The sequence below is a fragment of the Kitasatospora sp. NPDC058243 genome, assembly GCF_042882025.1.
GTDB lineage: Bacteria > Actinomycetota > Actinomycetes > Streptomycetales > Streptomycetaceae > Kitasatospora.
The window spans coordinates 59,194-73,944 of sequence record NZ_JBHVWW010000045.1 but is presented as its reverse complement, the minus strand read 5'-3'; the positions used below and the strand labels follow the sequence as shown (position 1 = coordinate 73,944).

11 protein-coding genes are annotated in these 14,751 nt (G+C 72.8%); 8 read left to right on the top strand and 3 right to left on the bottom strand.

From position 1 onward, the window contains the following. Positions 1–205 precede the first annotated feature (205 nt). The 5 genes from ACFVX9_RS26220 to ACFVX9_RS26200 all read left to right on the top strand — a co-directional run bounded on the left by ACFVX9_RS26220 (position 206) and on the right by ACFVX9_RS26200 (position 6,737). A complete protein-coding gene (locus tag ACFVX9_RS26220) occupies positions 206–970 on the top strand; it encodes an SDR family oxidoreductase (RefSeq protein ID WP_387983699.1) in 765 nt (254 codons plus the stop codon). Positions 971–1,346: 376 nt separating this feature from the next. Then, the gene (locus ACFVX9_RS26215; RefSeq protein ID WP_387983697.1) at positions 1,347–2,681 is read left to right on the top strand and encodes an ABC transporter substrate-binding protein; all 1,335 of its coding nucleotides are present in this window, start codon (positions 1,347–1,349) and stop codon (positions 2,679–2,681) included. Positions 2,682–2,890: 209 nt separating this feature from the next. Next, a complete protein-coding gene (locus ACFVX9_RS26210) occupies positions 2,891–3,913 on the top strand; it encodes a carbohydrate ABC transporter permease (RefSeq protein ID WP_063349345.1) in 1,023 nt (340 codons plus the stop codon). Then, entirely contained in the window at positions 3,910–4,857 is a 948-nt protein-coding gene (locus tag ACFVX9_RS26205; protein ID WP_387983695.1) for a carbohydrate ABC transporter permease, read from the top strand. The genes ACFVX9_RS26210 and ACFVX9_RS26205 overlap by 4 nt, the downstream gene beginning before the upstream one ends. Positions 4,858–5,219: 362 nt before the next feature. Further along, positions 5,220–6,737 carry a DUF4153 domain-containing protein gene (locus ACFVX9_RS26200; RefSeq protein ID WP_387983693.1) on the top strand — a complete coding sequence of 506 codons (1,518 nt, stop codon included), beginning with the start codon at positions 5,220–5,222 and terminating at the stop codon, positions 6,735–6,737. Between the two features lie 170 nt (positions 6,738–6,907). Here the strand turns inward: ACFVX9_RS26200 and ACFVX9_RS26195 are convergent, their stop codons facing one another. Beyond that, the gene (locus ACFVX9_RS26195) at positions 6,908–8,455 is read right to left on the bottom strand and encodes an MFS transporter (RefSeq protein ID WP_380380371.1); all 1,548 of its coding nucleotides are present in this window, start codon (positions 8,453–8,455) and stop codon (positions 6,908–6,910) included. 366 nt (positions 8,456–8,821) lie between these two features. Between ACFVX9_RS26195 and ACFVX9_RS26190 the strand changes: the two genes are divergently transcribed. The 3 genes from ACFVX9_RS26190 to ACFVX9_RS26180 all read left to right on the top strand — a co-directional run bounded on the left by ACFVX9_RS26190 (position 8,822) and on the right by ACFVX9_RS26180 (position 11,076). Further along, positions 8,822–9,373, top strand: a complete 552-nt coding sequence (locus tag ACFVX9_RS26190; protein ID WP_387983692.1) for a TetR/AcrR family transcriptional regulator — start codon at positions 8,822–8,824, stop codon at positions 9,371–9,373. 227 nt (positions 9,374–9,600) lie between these two features. Further along, on the top strand, positions 9,601–10,299 hold the full coding sequence (locus ACFVX9_RS26185; RefSeq protein WP_387983690.1) for a ribonuclease HII: 699 nt from the start codon (positions 9,601–9,603) through the stop codon (positions 10,297–10,299). 99 nt (positions 10,300–10,398) lie between these two features. Beyond that, the gene (locus ACFVX9_RS26180) at positions 10,399–11,076 is read left to right on the top strand and encodes a hypothetical protein (protein WP_387983688.1); all 678 of its coding nucleotides are present in this window, start codon (positions 10,399–10,401) and stop codon (positions 11,074–11,076) included. Positions 11,077–11,307: 231 nt separating this feature from the next. Here ACFVX9_RS26180 and ACFVX9_RS26175 read toward each other — a convergent pair whose 3' ends face one another. Next, entirely contained in the window at positions 11,308–11,946 is a 639-nt protein-coding gene (locus tag ACFVX9_RS26175) for a hypothetical protein (protein ID WP_387983703.1), read from the bottom strand. Positions 11,947–12,365: 419 nt separating this feature from the next. Continuing rightward, positions 12,366–14,561: a RecQ family ATP-dependent DNA helicase gene (locus ACFVX9_RS26170; RefSeq protein WP_387983686.1), complete on the bottom strand. Its 2,196-nt coding sequence runs from the start codon at positions 14,559–14,561 to the stop codon at positions 12,366–12,368. Between the last annotated feature and the right edge of the window lie 190 nt (positions 14,562–14,751).

The following is a 14,751-nucleotide window of genomic DNA, read 5'->3' as shown; positions in this document are numbered from 1 at the left end:
GGGGTGGGGGCTCAACGGGGGGTGGGGGCGGACCGGGGAAGTTGCCCAGGGGGGGGGAAACCACGGGGGGGGGGGGGGGGGCCTTCCCCTCCCCCCCCCCGCCTCTTCTCGTTGTCCGGGCACCTTCGCGGACGCCGATGTCACGGATGGGGGCGGTGGGCGGTCGGTAGGGGTGACGGTGTTCGGCGGGAGGAGTGGTGTGGTGATGGGGACGGTGCTGGTGACCGGGGCGACGGGGGTCCTGGGGCGGGAGGTGGTGCGGCTGCTGGTCGCGCGCGGGGTGGCGGTGCGGGGGCTGAGCCGGCGGGTGCGGAGCGGGGGCGCGGGGGTCGAGTGGGTGGTCGGGGACCTCGTGACCGGGGAGGGGATCGCCGGGGCGGTGGCGGGGGTCGAGGTGGTGGTGGACTGCGCGACCACGGTGGGGCGCAAGGACGTGGCCGCGGTCCGGACGCTGGTGGCGGAGGCCGGGAAGGCGGGGGTGCGGCACCTGCTGTACGTGTCGATCGTCGGGGTCGACCGGGTGCCGATCCCGTACTACCGGGCGAAGCTCGCCTGTGAGCGGGTGGTGCGGGAGTCGGGGCTGGGGTGGACGGTGCTGCGGGCGACGCAGTTCCACGACCTGTTGCTGAGGATCTTCGACGTGTCGGCGCGGTTGCCGGTGTTCCCGCTGCTTGGCGGGGCGAGCGTCCAGCCGGTGGACGTGCGGGAGGTGGCCGCGCGGGTCGCGGAGCTGGTGGGGGAGGGGCCGGCCGGGTACGCGCCGGAGGTGGGCGGGCCACGGGTGCGGCCGTACCGGGAGCTGGCCGAGGCGTACCTGCGGGCGTCGGGTCGGCGGCGGGTGCTGCTGCCGGTGCGGGTGCCGGGGGCCTCGGGGCGGGCGCTGCGGGCGGGCGGGAACCTCGCGCCGGAGCGGGCGGTGGGCCGGGGGACCTTCGAGGAGGTGTTGGCGGAGCGGTTCGGCGACCGCTGATGTCAACCAGGGTTGCACCGGCTGTACTGACGGTTGGTCAAGAGGCGTGGCCCCGTTCGGGTTTCCGGGCGGGGCCGTCGTATCTGTCGCGCGGAGGCGGAGGTCGCGGAGGTCGCGGTCGGGGTGTCGGCGGATGAAGGTCGACGTGGACCTTGGCGGCGGCTGGCGGCTGCGTTAACGTCATCGGATCGGTTCGTCCGTCGCCCTTCGTGATCTCCGTGCGCCCGTCTCCGGTACAGCGCGATGTCGTTCAGCCCACCGTCGGCAGCATGCCCTGGCGAGGAGGACCGCATTGACCCTCAACCCGACCGCGCCGTCCGAGAGTTCCGGCTATCGCGGTTCTGGTCACCGTAGTTCCGGCCGCCGCTTGGCCGTCGTGCCCGCCCTGCTTGCGGCGCTGGCCCTGACCGCGGCCTGTTCCAACAGCTCCGGCGGTTCGGGTGGCGGTGGTGACGCGGCGGCCCCGTCGCTGTCCGGTGACTGCGCCAAGTACCAGCCGTACGCCGGGCATTCGGGCACCACGGTGACGATGTTCGCCTCGATCCTCAGCCCGGAGTCGGACAACCTGGAGAAGTCCTGGGCCGAGTTCGCCAAGTGCACCGGCATCAAGATCAGTTACGAGGGCTCGAACGACTTCGAGTCCCAGCTGCCGGTCCGGGTGGCCGGCGGCAACGCCCCGGACTTCGCGATCATCCCGCAGCCGGGCCTGCTGGCGCAGATGGTGAAGAGCGGCAAGGTGGTGAAGCCGCCCGCCCAGACGGTCACCAACGAGGACCGGTGGAGTCCGATCTGGAAGACCTACGGCTCGGTCAACGGCACCTTCTACGCGGCGCCGATGAGCGCCAACATGAAGTCGCTGGTCTGGTACTCGCCGAAGGCCTTCAAGGCGGGCGGCTACGAGGTGCCGAAGACCTGGGCGGACCTGATGGCGCTCAGCGACCGGATCGCCAAGTCCGGTGGTGCCAAGCCCTGGTGCGGCGGCATCGCCTCGGGCACGGCCACCGGCTGGCCGGCCACCGACTGGCTGGAGGAGGTGGTGCTCGGCACGTACGGCGGTGACGTGTACGACCAGTGGGTCGGCCACCAGGTGAAGTTCTCCGACGAGAAGATCACCACCGCGATGAAGACCGTCGCCGGCTGGATGCAGAACCCGGCCTGGGTCAACGGCGGTTACGGCGACGTCAAGTCGATCGCCACCACCACCTTCCAGGACGCGGGCGCGCCGGTCCTCACCGGCAAGTGCGCCATGCTCCAGCAGGCGTCGTTCTACGAGGCGCAGTGGCCCAAGGACACCAAGGTCGGCCCGGACGGCGACGTGTTCGCCTTCCACCTGCCCGCGGTGAACCCGGCGATCCCCAACCCGGTCGAGGGCGGCGGCGAGTTCCTGGCCGCCTTCTCCGGCCGGCCCGAGGTGCAGGCGGTGCAGAACTACCTGTCCAGCTCGGACTGGGCGAGCAGCCGGGTGAAGACCGCGACGGGCTGGGTCTCGGCCAACCAGGGCGTGGACAAGAGCCTGTACACCGACCCGATCGACCGGCTGTCGGCGGACGCGCTGACCGACCCGGCGGCGACCTTCCGCTTCGACGGCTCCGACCTGATGCCGGCCGCCATCGGTGCCGGGCAGGAGTGGAAGTCGCTGACCGCCTGGTTCGCCGAGGGGCAGTCGATCCAGAAGACCGCCGCCGACATCGACGCCGCCTGGCCGCAGTAGCCGCACGCCCGCAGCGGGCGCCTGGCTGTAGCGGGCGCCTGGCTGTAGTGGGCAGACGCCCGCAGTAGGCGCCTGGCCGTAGTGGGCGCCGGGCCGGACTCGGGCCGGGCCAGGCCGGGCGCCGTTCAGGACCACCTGTCGAGGGCGGTGCGGGGGCACCCACCCGCACCGCCCGCCCCTTCCCACCAGAAGAGGAGGGACGCACCGTCATGTCCGTACCCGGAACCCCTTCACCGGTCACCGCGCTCGCCACCGGCTCCTGGGGTGACGCGGCGGTCAAGTTCGGCAACAGCCTCGGCGCCGTCGCGGGCTTCCTCGGCATCCTGCTGCTGGTCTTCTTCGCCGCGGGCCGGGCCCGGGGCCGGCTCTCCCGCCCGCTGTCGGTGGTGGTGTTCCTCGGCCCGGCCGCGGTGCTGCTGCTGGTGGGCCTGGTCGTGCCGCTGATCCGCACGGTCTATCTGAGCCTGCAGAACGCCGACGGCAGCGGCTTCGTCGGCGGCGAGAACTTCGGCTGGGCGTTCACCACCGACTCGGTGCAGAAGGTGCTGGTCAACACGCTGCTCTGGCTGGTGGTCGCGCCGTTGGCGGCGACCGGCCTGGGCCTGGTGCTGGCGCTGCTGGTGGACCGGATGCGCGGCCAGGCGGTGTACAAGTCGCTGATCTTCATGCCGATGGCGATCTCGCTGGTCGGCGCCTCGATCATCTTCAAGTTCGTCTACGAGTCGCGTGGACCGGGCCAGTCGCAGATCGGCCTGCTGAGCCAACTCGCCATCGCGGTGGGCTGGGACGATCCGCCGAACTGGATGCTCTCGCAGCCGTTGAACACCTTCCTGCTGATGGCGGTGATGGTCTGGGTGCAGACGGGCTTCGCGCTGGTGGTGCTGTCGGCGGCGATCAAGGCGATCCCCGACGAGGTCACCGAGGCGGCCCGGCTGGACGGTGCGCAGGGGGTGCGGCTGTTCTGGTACGTCACGGTGCCGATGATCCGCACCACGGTGGTGGTGGTGCTGACCACCATCATGATCATCACGCTGAAGGCCTTCGACATCGTCCGCACCATGACCGGCGGCAACTTCGGCACCCAGGTGCTGGCCAACGAGATGTACTCGCAGTCCTTCGTGCAGTTCAACACCGGGCGGGGAAGTGCCCTCGCGGTGATCCTCTTCCTCGCGGTGCTGCCGTTGGTGGCCTACAACATCGTCCAGCTGCGAAAGGAGCGTGCGGTCCGATGAGCGCACCGCACGACAGGCAGGCCCGCGCGATGAGCGCGCCGCACGGCAGCCCGGTCCGGAAGGCCTTCAGCAGCCCGCTGGCCTCGGTCTTCGTGATCGCGGTGACCGTCCTGTGGACGATCCCGACGGTGGGCCTGCTGGTGACCTCGCTGCGCCCCAAGCAGGACGTGACGGCGAACGGCTGGTGGAACGCCTTCCTCCACCCGGACCTGGGCCTGGGCAACTACCACACGGTGCTGTTCGAGGGCGGCTCCGGCGTCTCCACCGGGCTGATGCCGTTCCTGGTGAACTCGCTGGCGATCAGCGTCCCGGCCACCCTGTTCCCGCTGGTGCTGGCGGCGATGGCGGCGTACGGGCTGGCCTGGGTGCGGTTCCGGGGGAGCGACACGGTGTTCTTCGCGGTGTTCGCGCTCCAGGTGGTGCCGATCCAGATGGCGCTGATCCCGCTGCTGCGCCTCTTCTCCGGCGGCGCGCACCTGGGCTCGCTGACGCTGATCCCGGCGGTGGACCTGAAGGGCAGCTACGCACCGGTGTGGCTGGCGCACACCATGTTCGCGCTGCCGCTGGCGGTGTTCCTGCTGCACAACTTCATCGCCCAGCTGCCGCGGGACCTGATGGAGGCGGCGGTGGTGGACGGGGCCTCGCACTTCAAGATCTTCCGTTCGATCGTGCTGCCGCTGTGCACCCCGGCGCTGGCCTCGTTCGCGATCTTCCAGTTCCTGTGGGTCTGGAACGACCTGCTGGTCGCGCTGACCTTCGCGGGCGGCACGCCGGAGGTGGCGCCGATGACGGTCCGGCTGGCGCAGCTGTCCGGGTCCTTCGGCGGGCGGTGGGAGCTGCTGACGGCCGGGGCGTTCCTGTCGATCGTCGTCCCGCTGATCGTCTTCTTCAGCTTGCAGCGGTACTTCGTCCGGGGCCTGCTGGCCGGGTCGGTGAAGGGGTAGCGGAGGGGTGGTGGAGGGGGTCCGGGAAGGGTGGGGGAGGGCCGCGGGAGCGGTGCGGGAGGGCTCCGGGGGCGGTGGCGGGAAGGCGGGCCGGGGTTTCTGAACTTGTTCAGAACTGAGTTTTGAACCTGTTCAGAATGGTCTACAGTCGGCTGCAGCCGCGGCGCCGAGCGCGCCCGACGGCGGACTGCCCCAAGGGCGGCTTCCGCATGCCCGCCGACCACCGAGGGGGACTCATGTCCGGCCCGTCCACGCCCGCCCTGGCCGACCTGCCACCCGAGCCCGGAGCCGCGGCACATGGACCCGCGACACATGGGCCCGCGACGTTCGGACCCGGACCCGGCCCTCATTGGGGATCCGGCATGCCCGTGCCGCCGCACCGCGGGTGGCTACTCCCGAGCGACCCCGAGCGCAGGGCGGCCGCCACGCCCCGGGTCCTCCTCCTGGCACTGCTCACCGGCTTGCTGACAGCCTGGCTGCTGTTCGACGGCGTGGGCGTCAACCTGCTGATCTGCGCCGGCGCCACCGCTGCCGCGTCCGGTCTCGCCGCCCGGTCGGCGGGCCGCCGGATCCGGCCCTGGACGGTGGTGTGGAGCCTGCTCGCCGTCGCCCTGCTCGCCGTTCCAGCGCTCTGGGAGGCGGGCTGGCCGGTGTCGCTGTCCATCGGGTGCGCGCTCGGCCTGGCCTCGCTCGCGCTGCACGGCGGCCGCCGCTGGGCGGGCGTCCTGCTCCCCCTGCCCGCCGTCCTCTGGCAGCTGCCGCCCGGCGTGCTCTGGCTGAGGGACGGGCTGCGCGGCCGGAGCCTGCCCTACCGGGGCCGCATCGTCCCGGTGCTCAAGGCACTCGCGGTCGCCGCCGTCCTGCTGACCGTCTTCGGTCTGCTGTTCGCCGGTGCGGACGCCGCCATGGCGGACCTGCTGGGCAGCCTCAGCCCCAGCCTCGACCTCCGCGGGCTCCCGCTGCGCGCGGTGCTGTTCGCACTGGGGGCGTTCACCGCCCTGGGCTTCGCCCACATCGCGGCCGGGCCCCGCCGCTGGGACCGTACGGTCGTCCGGCCGGGCCGGGCCCGCCGCCGGCTGGAGTGGGCGCTGCCGCTGGTCGCGCTCAACCTGATGTTCGGCGCCTTCGCGGTGATCCAGGCCCTGGTGGTGCTCGGCGGCGCCGACGCCGTCCTGCGCAACACCGGGATGAGCCGCTCCGAGTACGCCCGGCAGGGTTTCTGGCAGCTGAGCGTGATCACCGCGCTCACCCTGGTCGTGGTGGCGGTCGCCAAGCGATGGGCCCCGCGCAGCACGCCGGCCGACCGCCGGGTGGCGCGGATCCTGCTCGGGGCGCTCTGCGTGCTCGCCCTGGTCGTGGTCGCCTCGGCGCTCGGCCGGATGTGGTTCTACGTCGACGCCTCCGGCCTGACCAGGCTGCGGCTCTGGGTGCTGGTGGTCGAGGGCTGGCTCGGCGTCGTCCTGCTGCTGCTGATCACCGCCGGGCTGACCCGCTCGGCGGGCTGGCTGCCCCGCGTCGTCGTCCTCAGCGGCATGCTCACGGCGGCGGTGTACGGGCTGATGGGCCCGGACGCGATCATCGCCGAGCAGAACGTCGCCCGCTTCGAGCGGACCTCCCGGATCGACCTGCGCAACGTCCGCGACCTCTCGCCGGACGCCGCCCCCGCCCTGGACCGGCTCCCCGCCGTCCAGCGGGCCTGCGCGCTGCAGCTGATCCGCGCCGGGCTGGAGAACCACCCCGGACCGGCCTGGTACGCCACCAGCGCCTCCGCCGCCCGGGCCCGGGAGATCCTGGCGCAACGGCCGCTGGTGGACCAGTTGGAGGAGGGGCGCACCCCCTGCGAGCGGGCCGGGATGAGGTACCAGGACCTCTGGCCCTGACGCCCGGCCCTGACACCGGTGCCTGCGTCGGTGCCTGACGCCTGCGTCTGCGTCGGGGGCGGAGTAGGGGCGGGAGTCGGGGCCGGGAAACGCGGCCGGGCCGGCCGGGAGCGTGCTGCTCCCGGACGGCCCGGTGTGGTGCGGTGTGGTGCGGTGTGCCCTGGTCGGGCTCAGTGCATCGCGACGCCGGAGGCCCCGCTCGGCAGGTCGCTGGCCTTGGCCTTGATCACGAAGACCGAGACCACCAGCGCCAGCCCGGCGAGCACGGCACCCACGATGAAGCCGTGTGAAATCCCCTGGGTGAGGACCGAGTTGGCGGCGTCGGTGCCCTTCGGGAACTCGTGGTGCTGCTGGAGGTAGGCCAGCTGGTCCGGAGTGGCCGACTGGAGGAACTTCGGCTGCTGGAGCTTGCCCTCGGCGGTGGCGTAGTGCGCGAAGACCGTGGTCAGGATCGAGAGGCCGAGCGAACCGCCGATCTGCTGCATGGAGTTCAGCAGGCCGGATGCGGCGCCGGTCTCCTGGCCGGGGACGCCCGCGACCGCGAGCAGCATCACCGGGACGAAGATCAGGCCCATGCCGAAGCCGAAGATGACCGTGGGGCCGAGCACCCCGTCCAGGTAGCCGCTGTCCTTGCTCATCTGGGTCAGCCAGGTGAGGCCGACGGTGACCAGCAGGGCGCCGCCCGCCATGAACGGCTTCGGGCCGTACTTGGCCTGGAGGCTGGAGGCGAGCTGCGCGGCGATGATGATCGACACGCTGATCGGCAGGAAGGACACGCCGGCCTTCAGCGGGCTGTAGCCGAGCGGGCCCTGCACGAAGAGCGTGATGTAGAAGAAGATGCCGAACATGGCCGCGGCCAGGCAGAGCATCATCACCAGGCCGCCGGTGCGGTTGCGGTTGGCGAGCAGGTGCAGCGGGGTGATCGGCTGGTCGGTGCGGTTCTCGATCACGACGAACGCGGCGAGCAGCAGCACGCCGCCCGCGAAGGAGCCGAGCGTGATGCTGTCCGACCAACCGTCCGAGGCGGCGCGGATGAACCCGTAGACCAGGCCGACCAGGCCGAGTGTCGAGGTGAGTGCGCCCGGTAGGTCGAAGCGGCCCGCGTGGCGCTCGGACTCGGCGATGTAGCGCGGTGCGGCGAGCGCGATCAGCGCCGCGATCGGCACGTTGACGAAGAAGACCCAGCGCCAGTCCAGGTACTCGGTGAGCAGACCGCCGGCCAGCAGGCCGATCGCGGCACCGGACCCGGCCACCGCCGAGAAGACGCCGAACGCCTTGTTGCGTTCCGGCCCTTCCTTGAAGTTGGTGGCGATCAGGGCGAATGCCGTCGGTGAGCAGATCGCGCCGCCGATGCCCTGGAGCGCGCGGGCGGCCAGCAGCATCCCGCCGTCCTGGGCGAAGCCGCCCAGCAGGGAGGCGAAGCCGAACAGCAGGGTCCCGAAGATGAACACCCGGCGGCGGCCGAGGATGTCGCCCGCGCGCCCGCCGAGCAGCAGCAGCCCGCCGAAGGTCAGCGTGTAGGCGTTGATGACCCACGACAGGTTGGTGGTCGAGAAGTTCAGCGCGTCCCTGATCTGCGGCAACGCGATGTTCACGATGGTGGCGTCGAGCACCACCATCAACTGCGTGGCCGCGATGACGGTCAGGGTGATGCCCTTGCCCCGGCCCTGGCTGCTCTGTGGTGGTGAGTTCTTGCTGATCGTGTCGGAGATAGCCACGATTGTGCCCCCTGCTGGCTATGTGCCTGGCTGCGTGCTTCGTACGCTGCGGACCGACTGGTCCGGCGTGAGCCCACGGTCTGGCGCGGGCTAGGAAGGAACGGGATCGTTCACTAATGTGGACGATATCCTGGGCCTGATTGTGAACGCAAGCGTTCCCTAAGGATGGTGGCGATGGATCGGTTGGTGCGGCGTCTGACGGCGGACCGGGCGACCGGTCGGGCGGGCGCCCGACCGCTTGAGGCGGCGGACGCGCCCCCGTCACCCGCGGTGCCACCGGGAGCGGCGCCCGAGCCGGCGGCTCACTGCCCGATGCGGGTCGCCCGCGAGGCCCTCACGCGGCCGGTGCGGCGCCGGGGGAAGGAGTTGGAGAACGCGATCTTCGAGGCCACGATCGACCAGCTCACCTCCGGCGGATACGCGCGGCTGACGATGGAAGGCGTCGCCGGCGCGGCGCGGACCGGGAAGGCCGCGCTCTACCGGCGCTGGGCGTCCAAGGACGAACTGGTCATCGACGCCCTGGACGCCACTCTCCCACGCCCCTACGGCACCCCCGACCTCGGGTCCGCCGATCTCGAATTGCGGCAGCTCATCGAGGTGTTCATGGGCGCGATGAACTCCCCGACGGGCGCCGCGATCCAGACGCTGATGGGCGAGATCGACCATGAACGGGCCGAGGTGTTCAAGGACTTCATCGGCCAGCGGGTGATCGAGCCGACCAAGGAGACCATCCTGGCGATCCTGCGCCGCGGCGCCGACCGTGGCGACGTCCGGCCCGGCGCGGCCACCGCGCTGGTCGCGGACGTCGTCCCGGCGATGCTGCTCTACCAGGTGAAGATCTGCGGCCGGGAGAACACGGGGCCGGACTTCGGGGCCCGGCTGATGGACGAGGTGCTGTACCCGCTGATCCGCGCCTGAGGACGGCTGCGGCCGCGGCTCCGCGGGCGGGGCTGCCGGCCGGTTGGCGCCGACGGTTGGCGCCGAGCGGTTCGGGCGGGCTGCCGGGGTGAGCGGTTCGGGCGGGCGGCCTGGTGGGCGGGCCGGTGGGCGGGCCGCCGGCGGTCGGCCCGGGCGGCTGAGCGGAGGGGCTTAGGCTGGATGCTGCCCAGCTGAACGGGCTGCTCCTTCGCCGAACGGAACTCGCGATGCCCATCGTCCCGCCGACGCACTCCGTCGAGCGCTCGCTCCGCCGGGCCGGCGCCAAGATCGTCGTCGGCCTGGACGAGGTCGGGCGCGGCGCCTGGGCCGGCCCGGTCACCGTGGGCGCGGCCGTCACCGGTCTGCGCAAGGCCCCGGAGGGGCTGACCGACTCCAAGCTGCTCACCGAACTGCGCCGCCGCGCGCTCGCCCCGGTCCTCGCCGACTGGGTCACCGCCTACGCGCTCGGCCATGCCTCGCCGCAGGAGTGCGACGAACTCGGCATGACGGCGGCGCTGCGGCTGGCCGCCGTCCGCGCGCTGGAGGCGCTGCCGGTCGAGCCCGACGCGGTGATCCTGGACGGCAAGCACGACTACCTGGGCGGCCCCTGGCAGGTGCGCACGGTGATCAAGGGCGACCAGTCCTGCATCTGCGTCTCCGCCGCCTCGGTGCTCGCCAAGGTCCACCGCGACGGGCTGATGGCCGAACTCGGCGAGGAATGCCCGGAATACGGCTTCGCGGACAACGCCGGCTACCCGTCCCCGGTGCACCGTGCCGCGCTGGAGGAGTTCGGCCCCACCGGGCATCACCGGCTCTCCTGGGCATACCTGGACGCGCTGCCGAAGTGGCGGCACCTGAAGCGCGTCCGTGACGTCGCGGGTGCGGTCGAAGGCTCCGCCGACGAACAGTTGACGCTCGGTTTCTGACGGTCCGTCTGGAATTGCCTGGGTGGGGCGGTGGGTGTGCGGTGCCCAATGGGTGGGGTGCGCGTGCGTGTTCGAGCGGCATTTGATAGATATCCGGGTATGCCTGTCTTCCCCGAGGAGTCGGAGATTCACGAGAGCCTCCCGGGCCCCGGCGTTCCCTTCCCCCGCGAGTCGGACGCACAAGCCCTCCGCGCGCCTGCCAACGGCGGCGCTTCTTCCACCGCACCCACCACCGTCGCCGCCGTTCCGGTGCCCGGCCCCCGTCCGGCACCGCCGCGCCCGACACCCCCGCGCGCCGACCGCTCCGGTCCGCCGCGACTGATCCCCAAGCCCCCGCCGGCGCAGCGCCGTTCGGGCGGCGCCGAACCGCAGGTCGAGATCCAGCGCGTCGCCGCCACCCCGGCGCAGGCGCTGGAACACGCGGACGACGCGGTCGACCGACTGCTGGACGCCGGCCGCAACCCGGGCGACATCCTGGTGCTGACGGTCGGCGAGGCGCACCCCTGGCAACAGCACGAACTCTCCTTCGGCGAGGAGCGCTACTGGGCGCAGCTCGCCGAGGGCGGGGACGTGTTCTACGCGGACGTCGCGCTGACCCGCCCGGTGCGCCGGGAGGTGGTCGTCCTGGTGGTCAACGGCGGGACGGCCGCCCGGGCCGCCGAGGCCCACGCCAAGGCGCTCGGCCACACGACCGCGCTGCTCGTGGTCTGCGGTGACGCCGGCCCGGTCGCCACCGGGGCGGCCGGAACCGCGCCCGGCCGTTCGATCGGCGCCTGACCACGACCGAGCCACCCCGGGCCCGGCGCCGCACGGTGCCGGGCCCGGGGTCCGTCGTACCCCGGTGCGGCGAGGGCGTACGGTCCGGGGCGCGGCCGACCCGTGGCCGGGCCCGGGCCCGCCCGTGCCTGGTCTTGGTGTCGGCTGTCGGGCCTTCGGGTCGGCCCCGGCTGCGGCGTCGTCCGCGACCGTGACGTCGTCTGTGGTCGCGACCCGTCGGTGTCGGCGGGGTCAGCGGGTGCCGGTGCGCCGGGCGGGCTGGACGGCGGCGCCCCGAGCCGGGGGCCACGGGTGCTCGGACTGCCGGGCGTGCTGGGCCCGTTCGGCCGCCTGGTGCCGGGCGCGCTGGCCGCGCGGGGCGTCCAGCGCCGAGCGCGGCGGCAGTTCCGTGACGGTGTGCACCACCCCGTCCGCCCACGAGCCCGCGTGCGGATCGCGTCCGCTCCGGCCGTCCCCGAGGACGTGCCAGCCCGCCGGGGTGAGCCCGATGTACGAGCCGCAGCGCAGCCCGTGCAGGACGGCCGCGTCCCGCAGCGCCCACATCCAGGCGCCGTCCTGCTCGGTCCAGCCGGGTGCGCCCTCGCGGCAGCGCAACAGCACGGCCGTGCGGGTCGGTTCGGCCAGCCGCAGGTCGTGCGGGGTGACCTGGCGCAGGTGCGTGAGCAGGGCGTTGCGGTGCTGCCAGCCGTCGGTGTCGTGTGGCCAGGGCGTGAACGAGGCCGAGGCGGACACGTGGTGCAGCGCGTTGAGGACGGCGATCACGACCGTGCCCGGCTGGGGCAGGTGGCGCTGGTGCAGCTCCACGACGAACTCGCGCGGGTCGCGCAGCAACGGGATCCCCGAGGTGGTCCAGGTCTCCAGGTCCAGCAGCCGTCTGGGCGCCGAACTCCGGGCGAGGGGATGCTGACCTCGGCCGATACCGTTGATCACGATCCTCCTTCCTGACCCACTGGCACGCGGGTACGTGGGTACGCCGAAGGCCGGGTCCAGCGGACAGGGTTTCGGGTACGCGCCAATTCTCGCGGTATCCGGGGTGGAGCGGCAACGATGAAACGATGAACGCCACCCGAAAGCCCACGTTCCGCCGGATATGTTCCACCGTGCTCCGAGCGTCGTTCGGGCGGCGTTGGACCTTGATCCAGACCGTGTGCGGGGTCCGGTGAACCGCCATCGGCACGGTGACCACTCCTTTCCCCGCTCCGGCGTCCCGTGTGTTCGCGAGGGGGCTGCTTTCTCCCTTCGTTAGGCCATTCGAGTGATGGGTGGAATGGCGGCCCACTGCCGCCCGGTCACCCCTGCACGGCCAGCACCAGGGGCAACACCGCGCTTGCCCCGGCACGGCGCAGCAGCCTGGCGGCCACGGTGACCGTCCAGCCCGAGTCGACGAGGTCGTCCACCAGCAGCACCGGCCCGCCGGCCTCGGCCACCGCCTGCGCCACCTCCGGCGGCAGCGTCAGCGCGCCGGCCAGCGAGTGCAGTCGCTGGGCGCTGTTGCTGCGCGCGCCGTGCGGGGGCCGGCCGTCGACGTACTCGATCCGGCCGAGCAGCGGCAGCCGGCCGATCTCGGCGATCCGCGCACCGAGGCTGCCCACCAGCTGGGGGTGGGTCGAGGAGGCCATGGCCACCACGCCGACCGGCCGCTCCAGCCGGGTGCCGTCCGCCGTCGCGGGCCCGGCCCAGCCGCCGGGGCCGCGGGCCCAGTCGGCGAGCACCGCGACCAGGGCGTCCACGGCCTCGCCGGGGACCGGTACGTCCGGGGCCTGGTCGGCCAGCAGGGCGCGCAGCCGGTTGCCCCAGCCGATGTCGGACAGCCGGCCGAGCGCCCGCCCGTTCTCGGCCTGCTCGCCCGCCGGGATCCGGCCCTTGAGGGGCACGCCGAGGGAGTCCATCCCGGTGGGCCAGAGCCGGCGCGGCTCGAAGCTGATGCCCGGGCGGCCGAGGGCGGCCCGGGCCGCGTCCAGCGCCTCGGCGGAGACCTCGGCGGTGTGCAGCGGCCCCGCGCAGTTGTCGCACCGGCCGCACGGACGGGCCTGTTCGTCGTCCAGCTGGCGCCGCAGGAACTCCATCCGGCAGCCGGTGGTCGCCGCGTACTCGCGCATCGCCCGCTGTTCGGCCCCGCGGGAGGCCGCGACCTTGGCGTACCGGGCGGTGTCGTACGCCCAGCTCTGCCCGGTGGCCGTCCAGCCGCCCTTGACCCGGCGGACGGCGCCGTCCACGTCGAGCACCTTGAGCATGGTCTCCAGCCGGGTGCGGCGCAGGTCCACCCGGGGCTCCAGCGCGGCGGTGGACAGCGGGCGGCCGGCCTCGGCCAGCGCGTCGATGGTGCGGCGCACCTGCTCCTCCGGTGGGAAGGCCAGCGAGGCGAAGTAGCGCCAGATCGCCTCGTCCTCGCGCCCGGGCAGCAGCAGCACCTCGGCCCGGTCGACGCCGCGCCCGGCCCGGCCGACCTGCTGGTAGTAGGCGATCGGCGAGCTGGGCGAGCCGAGGTGCACCACGAAGCCCAGGTCGGGCTTGTCGAAGCCCATGCCCAGCGCGGAGGTGGCGACCAGCGCCTTGACCCGGTTGGCCAGCAGGTCGGCCTCGGCGGTGCGGCGCTCGGCGTCCTCGGTGCGGCCGGAGTAGGAGGCGACCGGGAAGCCCCGCTCGCGCAGGAAGGCCGTCACCTCCTCGGTGGCGGCCACCGTCAGGGTGTAGACGATGCCCGAGCCCGGCAGCCGGTCGAGGTGGTCGGCGAGCCAGGCCAGCCGGTGCGCCGGGTCGGGCAGGGCCAGCACGCCCAGGGTGAGGCTCTCCCGGTCGAGCGGCCCGCGCAGCACCAGGGCGTGCTCGTCGGTGCTGCCGGTGCCGAGCTGCTCGGCGACGTCCGCGGTGACCCGGGCGTTGGCGGTGGCGGTGGTGGCCAGCACCGGGACGCCGGGCGGGAGCTCGGCGAGCATCGTGCGCAGCCGGCGGTAGTCGGGGCGGAAGTCGTGGCCCCAGTCCGAGATGCAGTGGGCCTCGTCGACCACGAGCAGGCCGGTGGAGGCGGCGAGCTTGGGCAGCACCTGGTCGCGGAAGTCGGGGTTGTTCAGCCGCTCGGGGCTGACCAGCAGGACGTCGACCTTCCCGGCGGAGACCTCGGCCTGGATCTCGTCCCACTCGTCGGTGTTGGCCGAGTTGATGGTCCGGGCGTGGATGCCGGCCCGGGCCGCCGACTCGACCTGGTTGCGCATCAGGGCGAGCAGCGGGGAGACGATCACCGTCGGCCCGGCGCCCCGGGCCCGGAGCAGGGCGGTGGAGATGAAGTAGACCGCGGACTTCCCCCAGCCGGTGCGCTGCACGACCAGGGCGCGGCGGTGGTCGACCACGAGGGCCTCGATGGCCGTCCACTGGTCCTCGCGCAGGACGGCGCCGGGCCCGGCGAGCTCGCGCAGGACGGCCTCGGCCCGCGCCCGGACCTCGGCGCGGTCGGCGGTGGCGGTGGTGTGGTTCTCGGGCTGCTGCATGGCGTCCATGTAACCCCGAGCCGCTGACATGAGGCGAATGCCGTGGCTGCGGAGAGGTGGAGGCCGGATGTATTTCATCAGCTCCTCAGCTGAACGGCCGCCGACTAATCCCCCGGGGGAGTGGGCGCGGTGTGCTCCGAATGAGGGAAGCGGAAAACGAGGGCGGAGTTATCCACAGGAAAAGAGAAAA